This window comes from Pseudomonas citronellolis (genome assembly GCF_029335315.1).
GTDB classification, from domain to species: Bacteria; Pseudomonadota; Gammaproteobacteria; order Pseudomonadales; family Pseudomonadaceae; genus Pseudomonas; species Pseudomonas citronellolis_A.
The window spans coordinates 1-11,075 of record NZ_JARJLT010000081.1; the positions used below are offsets into that span (position 1 = coordinate 1).

General features: G+C 68.7%; 10 protein-coding genes. 1 reads left to right on the forward strand and 9 read right to left on the reverse strand.

Going from position 1 to position 11,075, the window contains the following annotated elements; genetic code table 11:
• Window positions 1-46: 46 nt before the first annotated feature.
• The 4 genes from acnD to P3W75_RS07200 all read right to left on the reverse strand — a co-directional run bounded on the left by acnD (window position 47) and on the right by P3W75_RS07200 (window position 5,571).
• Window positions 47-2,656, reverse strand: coding sequence for a Fe/S-dependent 2-methylisocitrate dehydratase AcnD (gene acnD / locus P3W75_RS07185; protein ID WP_276226679.1), 2,610 nt, complete (start codon window positions 2,654-2,656; stop codon window positions 47-49).
• 2 nt (window positions 2,657-2,658) lie between these two features.
• Window positions 2,659-3,819 carry a bifunctional 2-methylcitrate synthase/citrate synthase gene (prpC, locus tag P3W75_RS07190; RefSeq protein WP_276226680.1) on the reverse strand — a complete coding sequence of 387 codons (1,161 nt, stop codon included), beginning with the start codon at window positions 3,817-3,819 and terminating at the stop codon, window positions 2,659-2,661.
• 145 nt (window positions 3,820-3,964) lie between these two features.
• Window positions 3,965-4,852, reverse strand: coding sequence for a methylisocitrate lyase (gene prpB / locus P3W75_RS07195; RefSeq protein WP_276226681.1), 888 nt, complete (start codon window positions 4,850-4,852; stop codon window positions 3,965-3,967).
• Window positions 4,849-5,571: a GntR family transcriptional regulator gene (locus P3W75_RS07200; protein WP_276226682.1), complete on the reverse strand. Its 723-nt coding sequence runs from the start codon at window positions 5,569-5,571 to the stop codon at window positions 4,849-4,851. The genes prpB and P3W75_RS07200 overlap by 4 nt, the downstream gene beginning before the upstream one ends.
• A 195-nt stretch (window positions 5,572-5,766) precedes the next feature.
• Here P3W75_RS07200 and P3W75_RS07205 point away from each other — a divergent pair, with 195 nt between their 5' ends.
• Window positions 5,767-6,378: a class I SAM-dependent methyltransferase gene (locus tag P3W75_RS07205; RefSeq protein WP_276226683.1), complete on the forward strand. Its 612-nt coding sequence runs from the start codon at window positions 5,767-5,769 to the stop codon at window positions 6,376-6,378.
• Between the two features lie 18 nt (window positions 6,379-6,396).
• Here P3W75_RS07205 and P3W75_RS07210 read toward each other — a convergent pair whose 3' ends face one another.
• From P3W75_RS07210 to P3W75_RS07230, 5 genes are all read right to left on the reverse strand, one after another.
• Window positions 6,397-6,636, reverse strand: coding sequence for a hypothetical protein (locus P3W75_RS07210; protein ID WP_276226684.1), 240 nt, complete (start codon window positions 6,634-6,636; stop codon window positions 6,397-6,399).
• A 172-nt stretch (window positions 6,637-6,808) separates the two neighbouring features.
• Window positions 6,809-7,048 carry a hypothetical protein gene (locus P3W75_RS07215; RefSeq protein ID WP_276226685.1) on the reverse strand — a complete coding sequence of 80 codons (240 nt, stop codon included), beginning with the start codon at window positions 7,046-7,048 and terminating at the stop codon, window positions 6,809-6,811.
• A 111-nt stretch (window positions 7,049-7,159) separates the two neighbouring features.
• The gene (locus tag P3W75_RS07220) at window positions 7,160-7,612 is read right to left on the reverse strand and encodes a hypothetical protein (protein WP_276226686.1); all 453 of its coding nucleotides are present in this window, start codon (window positions 7,610-7,612) and stop codon (window positions 7,160-7,162) included.
• Between the two features lie 241 nt (window positions 7,613-7,853).
• Window positions 7,854-9,182 (reverse strand): sigma-54-dependent transcriptional regulator, encoded by a 1,329-nt coding sequence (locus P3W75_RS07225; protein WP_276226687.1) that lies wholly within the window; start codon window positions 9,180-9,182, stop codon window positions 7,854-7,856.
• Window positions 9,179-11,047, reverse strand: a complete 1,869-nt coding sequence (locus P3W75_RS07230; protein ID WP_276226688.1) for a sensor histidine kinase — start codon at window positions 11,045-11,047, stop codon at window positions 9,179-9,181. The genes P3W75_RS07225 and P3W75_RS07230 overlap by 4 nt, the downstream gene beginning before the upstream one ends.
• Window positions 11,048-11,075: the final 28 nt, after the last annotated feature.

Below are 11,075 nucleotides of genomic sequence, written 5' to 3' on the forward strand. Positions count from 1 at the left end.
CAGGATTGGTGCCGGCCCGCCGCTCGTGCGGGCCGGAGCCGTTACATCACGCCGCAGACGACTCGAGGAAGTCCTTGGCGAAGCGCTGCAGCACGCCGCCGGCCTTGTACACGCTGACGTCGGCGGCGGTGTCCAGGCGGCAGGTCACCGGCACGCGGACCACTTCGCCGTTGCGGCGGTTGACCACCAGGGTCAGGTCGCAGCGCGGCGACAGCTCGCCTTCGATGTCGTAGCTCTCGGTGCCGTCCAGGCCCAGGGTCAGGCGGGTGGTGCCCGGCTTGAACTCCACCGGCAGCACGCCCATGCCCACCAGGTTGGTGCGGTGGATGCGCTCGAAGCCTTCGGCCACGATCACCTCGACGCCTGCCAGGCGTACGCCCTTGGCCGCCCAGTCGCGGGACGAGCCCTGGCCGTAGTCGGCGCCGGCGACGATGATCAGGTTCTGCTTGCGGTTCATGTAGGTTTCGATGGCTTCCCACATGCGCATCACCTTGCCTTCTGGCTCCACGCGGGCCAGCGAACCCTTCTTCACCGCGCCGTCGACCACGGCCATTTCGTTGACCAGCTGCGGGTTGGCGAAGGTGGCGCGCTGCGCGGTGAGGTGGTCGCCGCGGTGGGTGGCGTAGGAGTTGAAGTCCTCCTCCGGCAGGCCCATTTTCGCCAGGTATTCGCCGGCCGCCGAGTTCAGCAGGATGGCGTTGGACGGCGACAGGTGGTCGGTGGTGATGTTGTCCGGCAGCACCGCCAGCGGCAGCATGCCCTTGAGCGTGCGCTCGCCGGCCAGCGCGCCTTCCCAGTACGGCGGGCGGCGGATGTAGGTGGACTGCGGGCGCCAGTCGTACAGCGGGCTGTCGGCTTCCTTGACGCTGCCCAGGTCGAACATCGGGATGTACACCTGGCGGAACTGCTCCGGCTTCACGCTGGCGGCGACGATGGCGTCGATCTCTTCGTCGGACGGCCACAGGTCCTTGAGGGTGATCGGGTTGCCGTGCTGGTCGGTGCCCAGCGGGTCCTGCTCGATGTCGAAGCGCACGGTGCCGGCGATGGCGTAGGCCACCACCAGCGGCGGCGAGGCGAGGAAGGCCTGCTTGGCGTAGGGGTGGATGCGCCCGTCGAAGTTGCGGTTGCCCGAGAGCACCGCGGTGGCGTACAGGTCGCGGTCGATGATCTCCTGCTGGATCTTCGGCTCCAGCGCCCCGGACATGCCGTTGCAGGTGGTGCAGGCGTAGGCGACGATGCCGAAGCCGAGCTTCTCCAGCTCGGTCAGCAGGCCGGCTTCTTCCAGGTACAGCTTGGCGACCTTGGAACCCGGCGCGAAGGAGGTCTTCACCCACGGCTTGCGCACCAGGCCCAGCGCGTTGGCCTTCTTCGCCAGCAGGCCGGCGGCGACCACGTTGCGCGGGTTGGAGGTGTTGGTGCAGCTGGTGATGGCGGCGATGATCACCGCGCCGTCGGGCATCAGGCCGTGGGCTTCTTCGTCGCGGCCGGATTCCAGCTTGGCCTCGTCGGCGATGCCGCGCTCGGCCAGCGCCGAGGTCGGCAGGCGGCGGTGCGGGTTGGACGGGCCGGCCATGTTGCGCACCACGCTGCCCAGGTCGAAGCTGAGCACGCGCTCGTACTCGGCGGTCTTCAGGGCGTCGCCCCACAGGCCGAGAGTCTTCGCGTAGTTCTCCACCAGCGCCACCTGCTCGGGCTCGCGGCCGGTGAGCTTGAGGTAGTCGATGGTCTGCTCGTCGATGTAGAACATCGAGGCGGTGGCGCCGTATTCCGGGCACATGTTGGAGATGGTCGCGCGGTCGCCGATGGACAGGCTGTCCGCCCCTTCGCCGAAGAACTCGACGTAGGCGCCGACCACGCGCTCCTTGCGCAGGAACTCGGTGATCGCCAGGACGATGTCGGTGGCGGTGATGCCGGGCTGGCGCTTGCCGGTCAGCTCGACGCCGACGATGTCGGGCAGGCGCATCATCGACGGGTGGCCGAGCATCACGGTCTCGGCTTCCAGGCCGCCGACGCCGATGGCGATCACGCCCAGGGCGTCCACGTGCGGGGTGTGCGAGTCGGTGCCGACGCAGGTGTCGGGAAAGGCCACGCCACCGCGCGCCTGGATCACCGGGCTCATTTTCTCCAGGTTGATCTGGTGCATGATGCCGTTGCCGGCGGGGATCACGTCGACGTTCTTGAACGCGGTCTTGGTCCACTCGATGAAGTGGAAGCGGTCCTCGTTGCGGCGGTCCTCGATGGCGCGGTTCTTCTCGAAGGCCTCCGGGTCGAAGCCCGGGGCTTCCACGGCCAGGGAGTGGTCGACGATCAGCTGGGTGGGCACCACCGGGTTGACCTTGGACGGGTCGCCGCCCTGGTCGGCGATGGCGTCGCGCAGGCCGGCCAGGTCGACCAGCGCGGTCTGCCCGAGGATGTCGTGGCAGACCACGCGCGCCGGGTACCAGGGGAAGTCGAGGTCGCGCTTGCGGTAGACCAGCTGTTCCAGGGCCGCGGTCAGCAGTTCCGGTTCGCAGCGGCGCACCAGTTGCTCGGCGAGCACGCGCGAGGTGTAGGGCAGCTTGGCCCAGGCGCCGGCCTGGATCGCCTCGACCGCTGCAGGGGCGTCGAAGTAATCCAGCGCGGTGCCGGCCAGGCGTTCACGGTATTGGCTATTCATGATTATTTACGGTCCTTGAGCGGCACGAACTTCAGGTCCTCGGGGCCTACGTAGTTGGCGCTCGGGCGAATGATCTTGCCGTCGATGCGCTGCTCGATGACGTGGGCGGACCAGCCGGCGGTGCGGGCGATCACGAACAGCGGGGTGAACATGGCGGTGGGCACGCCCATCATGTGGTAGCTGACGGCGCTGAACCAGTCGAGGTTGGGGAACATCTTCTTGATGTCCCACATGATGGTCTCCAGGCGCTCGGCGATGTCGTACATCTTGGTGTTGGACTGCTCATCCGACAGCTGCTTGGCGACTTCCTTGATCACCTTGTTGCGCGGGTCGGAGACGGTGTAGACCGGGTGGCCGAAGCCGATCACCACTTCCTTCTTCTCGACGCGGGCGCGGATGTCGGCCTCGGCTTCGTCCGGGTTGTCGTAGCGCTTCTGGATCTCGAAGGCCACCTCGTTGGCGCCGCCGTGTTTCGGGCCGCGCAGGGCGCCGATGGCGCCGGCGACGCAGGAGTACATGTCGGAGCCGGTGCCGGCGATCACGCGCGAGGTGAAGGTGGAAGCGTTGAATTCGTGCTCGGCGTACAGGTTCAGCGAGGTGTGCATGGCGCGCACCCAGGACTCGCGCGGCTTCTCGCCGTGCAGCAGGTGCAGGAAGTGGCCGCCGATGGAGTCGTCGTCGGTTTCGACGTCGATGCGCTTGCCGTTGTGGCTGAAGTGGTACCAGTAGAGCAGGGCCGAGCCGAGGGAAGCCATCAGCTTGTCGGCGATGTCGCGGGCGCCCGGATGGTTGTGGTCGTCCTTCTCAGGCGACAGGCAGCCGAGCACGGACACGGCGGTGCGCATCACGTCCATCGGGTGGGCCGACGGCGGCAGGGTTTCCAGGGCCGCCTTGACGCCGGCCGGCAGGCCGCGCAGGGCTTTCAGCTTGGCCTTGTAGCCGGCCAGTTCGGCGGCGTTGGGCAGCTTGCCGTGGACCAGCAGGTGGGCGATTTCCTCGAAGTCGCAGCGGTTGGCGAAGTCGAGCACGTCATAGCCGCGGTAGTGCAGGTCGTTGCCGGTGCGGCCGACGGTGCACAGGGCGGTGTTGCCGGCGGCGGTGCCGCTCAGGGCCACGGACTTCTTCGGCTTGAAGGCGGTGGTGGTTTCGGCGGTGGCGCTCATTGAATATCTCCTCACGAATCCGGTTGCTTTGTTCTTGTTCCGCCGGCGGAGCCGGGCGTTTCGATTCGATTGCGGCGGCGCTGCCCCTCGGCGTCATTCCCGCGAACGCGGGAACCCAGTGCCTCGGGGCCAGTCGCCGTCCGGCTTACTTCTTGTTCGCGGCGAACAGCGCGTCGAGCTTCTGCTCGAAGGCGTGGTAGCCGATGCGGTCGTACAGCTCGGCGCGAGTCTGCATCAGTTCGATGACGTTCTTCTGGTGGCCTTCCTCGCGGATCGCGGTGTACACGGCTTCGGCGGCCTTGTTGGCGGCGCGGAAGGCCGACAGCGGGTAGAGCTGGATGGCCACGCCGACCGAGGCCAGCTCGTCGCGGGTGAACAGCGGGGTGGCGCCGAACTCGGTGATGTTGGCCAGGATCGGCACGTTCAGCGCGTCGACGAAGCGCTTGTAGGTCGGCAGGTCGTAGGCGGCCTCGGCGAAGATGGCGTCGGCGCCGGCTTCGACGTAGCGCAGGCAGCGCTCGATGGCGGCGTCCACGCCTTCGGCCTGGATGGCGTCGGTGCGCGCGATGAGGAAGAAGTTCGGGTCGGTCTTGGCGTCGGCGGCGGCCTTCACGCGGTCGGCCATCTCCTCGGTGGAGACGATTTCCTTGCCCGGACGGTGGCCGCAGCGCTTGGCGCCGACCTGGTCCTCGATGTGCGCGGCGGCGGCGCCGGCCTTGATCAGGTTCTTGACGGTGCGCTCGATGTTGAAGGCGCTGGGGCCGAAGCCGGTGTCGATGTCCACCAGCAGCGGCAGGTCACAGACGTCGGTGATGCGGCGCACGTCGGTGAGCACGTCGTCCAGGGTGTTGATGCCCAGGTCCGGCAGGCCCAGGGAGCCGGCGGCGACGCCGCCACCGGAGAGGTAGATGGCCTTGAAGCCGGCGCGCTTGGCGAGCAGGGCGTGGTTGGCGTTGATCGCGCCGATCACCTGCAGCGGTTTCTCTTCGGCAAGGGCGGTACGGAAACGCTGGCCGGGGGAAAGCAGACTCATGACTCACCTCGTTCGTTGGCTGTCTTGGCGTGGGCGTCCAGGTAGTGACGCTCGATGTTGCGTTTGGACGCGCCGATGTGGCGGCGCATCAGGAGTTCGGCCAGTTCGCCGTCACGGTCGGCGATGGCGTCGAGAATCCGGTGGTGCTCCGAGAACGCCTGGCGCGGGCGGTTCGGCGTGGCGGAGAACTGCAGGCGGTACATGCGCACCAGCTGGTACAGCTCGCCGCAGAGCATGCGGGTGAGGGTGCGGTTGCCGCTGCCCTGGATGATCCGGTAGTGGAAGTCGTAGTCGCCTTCCTGCTGGTAGTAGCCGCGCCCGGCCTGGAACGCCTCGTCGCGCTCGTGGGTGTCGAGCACCCGGCGCAGCTCGTCGATCTCGGCCTGGCTCATGCGCTCGGCGGCCAGGCGGCAGGCCATGCCTTCCAGGGATTCGCGAATTTCGTAGAGCTCGATCAGTTCCTCGTGGCTCAGCGACACCACCCGCGCGCCGACGTGCGGTACGCGCACCAGCAGCTTCTGGCCTTCCAGGCGGTGGATCGCCTCGCGCAGCGGGCCCCGGCTGATACCGTAGGTGCGCGCCAGCTCCGGCTCGGAAATCTTGCTGCCGGGGGCGATCTCGCCCTTGACGATGGCCGACTGGATCTTGCGGAACACGTGTTCCGAGAGGGTCTCGCCGTCGCCCTCGACTTCGCTGGGCAGGAGCAGGGATTCGTTCATGGTGTCGACAATCCGCATCAGGTGCCGCGGAAATTAACCCCCTCGATCGGTGCGGTCAAGAGGATTGTCGACAATCGTCTAATGGGCCGACGAGTTAGACGCAAAGGTTCCCAGGAATCCGGCGGATGGCGTAAAAGCCCCGCGCGGCGCGGCCTGCGCTGGAGTAGGCTGGGCGAAATCGCGAGGGAGACGAGCATGGGAGTCTACGACCGCTACCTGCTGCCACGGCTGATCGACTGCGCCTGCGGCATGGGCGATGTGATGAAGCAGCGCTCGAAGCTGGTGCCCCGGGCCCACGGCCGGGTGCTGGAGATCGGCATCGGCACCGGGTTGAACCTGGGTTTCTATGATGCGGGGAAAGTGTCGACAATCGTCGGCGTCGACCCGGCGGCGCAGATGCAGGGCCTGGCGCGCAAGCGCGCGGCGGGCATCGGCATTCCGGTGGAGATGGTGGCGCTGGAGCTGGGGCAGATTCGCGCCGACGCCGGCAGTTTCGACAGCATCGTCTGCACCTTCACCCTCTGCACCATCCCCGACGCGGTGGCGGCGCTGCGCGAGATGCGCCGGGTGTTGAAGGCGGGCGGCGAATTCCTCTTCTGCGAACACGGCCTGGCGCCGGACGCCGGCGTGCGCGCCTGGCAGGACCGCCTGACGCCGATCTGGAAGCCGCTGGCCGGCGGTTGCCACCTCAACCGCGACATTCCGGCGTTGATCGCCGATGGCGGCTTCCAGGTGCGCGAACTGACCCGCGACTACCTGCCGGGGCCGAAGCCGATGACCTACGTCTACCGTGGTATGGCCGACTGAGGATGGCCGGGGCCCTGCTCAGGCCGGGAGGGGGCCCAGGGCCATGACCCGCAGGATGTGCACGCTGCGGATGAACAGGTCGGCCACCGGGCCGCGGCGGTCGGCGCGACAGTCGTCCAGGCGCACCAGGTTCGGTGCGCAGCCGGCGAGCAGGTCGAAGTAATCGCGCAACTGCATGCGCCCGCGCAGGCGGTGCGGGCGCTGATCGTTGTCGAGGGTTTCCAGCTCAACCCAGAGCGTGTCCTGATCCTGTTGCATGGTGGGGTCTCGCACGGCGCTGCCGCCGAAGGCTGCGTGGGAATTTGCCGAAGTACCTTTCGTATTCCACTGGGACTGGCGCCGCAACGCCCGGTTCCCCGAGCGGCGAAGAATCGTGGCGTTATTCAGCTTCGGTTCAGTTAACCGGGAGGACGCGGGCGGCCGCCGCCCGCTAGCGCAGGGCGGCGTCGGTACGCACGACGCTGTGGATGTGCGCGCCACGAATGAACAGGTCGCCGCTGGCGCTGCCGCCGCAGCCCTGGCAGTTCTCCAGGCGCACGACGATCGGCGCCTGGCCGTGCAGCAGGTCGTGGTAGTCGCTCAGGCTGATGCGCCCGCGCAGCAGGCGCGGGGCGTGGTTGGGCAGGTGGGTTTCGAGCTCCACCGGCAGGCTGTCGTGATCGTGGGGCATGGCGGGCGCCGCTGGGTGCATTGAACCGTTAACTGTAGGTTCGGCCCGGCGCCCGGCCTAGTGGACATTCACCGTTGCTTCTGTAGGAAAAAGGCTAGGCGGTGCGTCGGCTCACAGGCCCTCGTCGTCACGCACCAGCACGCAATGGCAGCCGTCTTCCTCTTCGCGCCAGTCGTGCAGGAAGTACATCTGCACCTTGTCCGGGGTCGGCATCAGCGCCACGAAGTCGCCGATTTCCGGGACGAAGAAGGCCTTGCTGCCGGGCGTGGCCTCGCATTCCACCAGGGCGCTGAAGAAGGCCGCCGGGTCGGCGTCCTCGAAGAACGCCTCGCGCTCGGTGGCGTCCCAGTCGGCGGGCGCCTCGAAGGGGCCGAGGAAGAGCACCTTGGCGTCGCCCAGGTCGAGTTCCTCGGCGTCCGGGTCGTTGTCATCGGGGCGATAGAAGCAGGCGTCCTGTGCCTTGGCGTCGGCCAGCACGGCCTGGCGCGCGGCCAGGCGCCGTTGCGGATCGACGCCGGCGTCGGCGCACAGCTGGTTCCAGAAGGCTTCGGATTTGGCGGACATGGGGTGGCTCCAGGCTGTGCGGCGATAGCGGAAAGGCGGGTAGTGTAGCGTAGGGCGTATAACCGTTCGCGGTTATACGCCGGTTGACCTTGGTCACATCCTGCTCGGCGCCGACCTTGGCCGTTTTCACCGCTGGGTGGTCGGGCGCAATGGATCGGGCAATCGCGGACAGAGTCCGCTCCTACGACCGTGCTTCCCTGGATCTGTAGGTGGACTTTGTCCGCGATTCGCGCCGCCCGGCCTACGCCAGGCCGTATTTCTTCACCTTGTCGAACAGCGTGGTCTTGGCCATGCCCAGGGCGCTGGCGGCCTGGCTGAGGTTGCCGGCGTGGCGTTCCAGGGCGTTGCCCAGCAGGGTCCGTTCGAAGGCTTCCACGGCTTCGGCGAAGCGCGGTTCGCTGGCGTCCGGGCCCAGGCCGCTGGCGCTGAGCACCGGCAGGCCGAGGGCGAAGCGTTCGGCGACGTTGCGCAGCTCGCGCACGTTGCCCGGCCAGGCGTGGGCCAGCAGGCTGGCGGCGGTGGTGTTGTCGAGGGCTGGCGCCGGGCGGTCGAAGCGCAGCGAGGCCAGCTGCAGGAAGTGCTCGAAGAGCATCAGGATGTCTTCGCGCCGCTCGCGCAGCGGCGGCAGTTGCAGGGTGATGACGTTGAGGCGGTAGTACAGGTCGCTGCGGAAGCCGCCTTCGCGGCCCATGGCCGCGAGGTCGGACTTGGTCGCGGCGATCACCCGGCAGTCCACCGCGATCAGCTGGTTGGAGCCCAGGCGTTCCAGCTGGTGTTCCTGCAATACGCGCAGCAGCTTGATCTGCAGGTTCAGCGGCATGCTCTCGATCTCGTCGAGGAACAGGCTGCCGCCGTCGGCGTGCTCGATCTTGCCGATCCGCCGCTTGCCGGCGCCGGTGAAGGCGTGGGCTTCGTGGCCGAAGATTTCGCTGTCGATCAGGCTTTCCGGCAGGCCGCCGCAGTTGAGCGCGACGAAGGCCTTGGACTGGCGCCGGCTGTGGTCGTGCAGGCAGCGCGCGACCAGCTCCTTGCCGGTGCCGGTTTCGCCTTCGATGAGCACGTTGGCCGAGGTGTCGGCGACGTTGGCGATCAGCTCGCGCAGCGCCTGCATCGCCGGCGAGCGGCCGATCAGCCGCGCTTCCAGGGCCTGGCGCCCGGCGAGCTGGCGGCGCAGCTGGCCGACCTCGCGGCTGAGGCGGCGTTGCTCCAGGGCGCGCCGCGCCACTTCCACCAGGCGTTCGGGGGCGAAGGGCTTCTCCATGAAGTCGTAGGCGCCGTCGCGCATGGCCTGCACCGCCATGGCGATGTCGCCGTGGCCGGTGATCAGCACCACCGGCAGCTGCGGGTCCTTCTCGCGCAGGCGGATGAGCAGTTGCAGGCCGTCCATGCCGGGCAGGCGGATGTCGCTGACGACGATGCCAGGGAAGTCGGCGCCCACGCGCTGGAGCGCTTCCTCGGCGCTGGCCACGCCGTCGCTGTCGATGTCTTCCAGGGCCAGCGCCTGCTGGCAGCCGAGCAGCACGTGGGGGTCGTCTTCGACGATGAGCACGCGCAGGGTTTCGTCGGTCATGGGCTGGGCTCCTGGGGGGCGAGCAGCGGCAGGCTGAGCTCGAAGGCGGTGCCGCCGGCTTCCGGGTGGGCCACGCCGAGGCTGCCGCCGGCGGCGGTGGCGAGGCTGGCCGAGAGGGTCAGGCCGAGGCCCAGGCCGTGCTCGCCGGGCTTGGTGGTGAAGAAGGGTTCGAACAGGTGCTCGCGGGCGGCGGGCGGGATGCCCGGGCCGTTGTCGCGCACCGTCAGCAGGTACTGACCGCCTTCGCCGCGGCCGTCGAGCCAGAGCTGGCGGTCGGCCTGGTCGCGCATGGCGTCGAGGGCGTTGGCGATGAGGTTGACCAGGATCTGTTCCAGGCGGGTCTGGTCGATGCCCAGGCGCGCGTCGTCGAAGGCGCGGTGCAGGGTCAGCGGGCATTCCTTCAGGCGCACCTGCAGCACCAGCAGGGCGGCGTCCACCGCCTTGCCCAGGCGCGCCTGGCCGTGGTCGTCGGCGCGCCGGGCGAAGGCGCGCAGGCTGGCGGTGATGCGGCCCATGCGGTCGACCATCTCGTTGATCGCCTGCAGGTTGCTGCTGGCGGTGTCCAGGGCGCCGCGCTGGAGGAAGCGCACGGTGTTGCCGGAGAGCGTGCGCAGCGCCGCCAGCGGCTGGTTGAGTTCGTGGGCGATGCTGGTGGACATCTGCCCGATGACCGCCAGCTTGCCGGCCTGGACCAGGCGGTCCTGGGCCTTGCGCAGGGTGTCCTCGGCCTGCCGGCGCTCGCGGATCTGTTCGCGCAGGTGCTGGTTGCTGGCGCGCAGGTCGGCGGTGCGTTCGGTGATGCGCCGCTCCAGTTCGTTGTTCGCCTGCTCCAGCGCCTCGCGCGCGGCCAGGCGGGTGGCGAGGACCTTGCGGCGCTCGTTCCAGGCGATCAGCAGGAACGCCAGCAGGGCGCAGCCCAGCGCCGCCAGCGCGCCGTGGATGAAGGCCTCGCGGCGCACGTCCTGCAGCGGGCTGAGCAGGGTGAAGTCCCAGGGGGTGTCGTCGAGGCGGCGGGTCTGCTTCAGGTACAGGTGTTCGGCGTGGGCGTCGCGGAAGCCGATCTCCTCGACGCCCTCGCCCAGCGCGTGGCGCGAGCTGGGCTGCCATTCGTTGAGCGCCCACCAGTAGTACTGCAGGCTGCGCGCCAGGCGCTCCTTGTCCTCGGCGCTGAGCGGGCGCACCGCCTTCAGGCGCAGCTGCGGATTGCTGGAGAGGATGATGATGCCGTTCTCGTCGCTGACGAAGGCCTGCAACTGGGCCTTTTCCCAGCGTTCCTCGAGGGCGTCCATGCGCACCTTGACCACCGCCACGCCGACGATGCGCCCGCCGTGCACCAGGCCGTGGGCCAGGTAGTAGCCGGGCTCGCCGGTGGTGCTGCCGATGCCGTAGAAGCGCCCCGGCCGGCCCTGCACGGCGTCTTGGTAGTAGGCGCGGAACGACAGGTCTTCACCGAGGTAGCTGTCGGCGTCCTGCCAGTTGCTGGTGGCCAGCACCCGGCCGCTGGTGTCGAGCAGGTAGATGGCGCGGCTGCCGGCGCGGCGGTTGAGGCCTTCGAGGTAGGCGTTGACCTGGTCGCGGCGGTAGGGCGTGGGTTCCAGCAGCAGGCGGGTGACGCCGCTTTCCAGCTCCAGCAGGCTGGGCAGGTAGGTGTAGCGGCTGATCTCGCTTTCCACGCCGCGCGCGTGCAGTTCCAGCTGGCGCTCGCCGCTGGCCACCAGGGCGCGGGTGCCGGCGGCGGCGCTGAGCAGGTAGCCGGCGTAGCCGAAGCCGAGCATCAGCAGGAGCAGCGGGATCGGCAGCAGCAGGTTGCGGACGAGGCTCGGCTTCACGTTCGGCGGCGGCAGGGTCAATGGCTGGGCGGGCATTGCATCACAGTCGTCGGAGGCCGGCCAG

Excerpts from the sequence above, each read along its gene's own strand:
- prpB (WP_276226681.1), bottom strand. The coding sequence starts at position 4,852 with ATGAGTCTGCTTTCCCCCGGCCAGCGTTTCCGTACCGCCCTTGCCGAA.
- P3W75_RS07200 (WP_276226682.1), bottom strand. The coding sequence starts at position 5,571 with ATGAACGAATCCCTGCTCCTGCCCAGCGAAGTCGAGGGCGACGGCGAG.
- acnD (WP_276226679.1), bottom strand. The coding sequence starts at position 2,656 with ATGAATAGCCAATACCGTGAACGCCTGGCCGGCACCGCGCTGGATTAC.
- prpC (WP_276226680.1), bottom strand. The coding sequence starts at position 3,819 with ATGAGCGCCACCGCCGAAACCACCACCGCCTTCAAGCCGAAGAAGTCC.
- P3W75_RS07215 (WP_276226685.1), bottom strand. The coding sequence starts at position 7,048 with ATGCCCCACGATCACGACAGCCTGCCGGTGGAGCTCGAAACCCACCTG.
- P3W75_RS07205 (WP_276226683.1), top strand. The coding sequence starts at position 5,767 with ATGGGAGTCTACGACCGCTACCTGCTGCCACGGCTGATCGACTGCGCC.
- P3W75_RS07225 (WP_276226687.1), bottom strand. The coding sequence starts at position 9,182 with ATGACCGACGAAACCCTGCGCGTGCTCATCGTCGAAGACGACCCCCAC.
- P3W75_RS07220 (WP_276226686.1), bottom strand. The coding sequence starts at position 7,612 with ATGTCCGCCAAATCCGAAGCCTTCTGGAACCAGCTGTGCGCCGACGCC.
- P3W75_RS07230 (WP_276226688.1), bottom strand. The coding sequence starts at position 11,047 with ATGCCCGCCCAGCCATTGACCCTGCCGCCGCCGAACGTGAAGCCGAGC.
- P3W75_RS07210 (WP_276226684.1), bottom strand. The coding sequence starts at position 6,636 with ATGCAACAGGATCAGGACACGCTCTGGGTTGAGCTGGAAACCCTCGAC.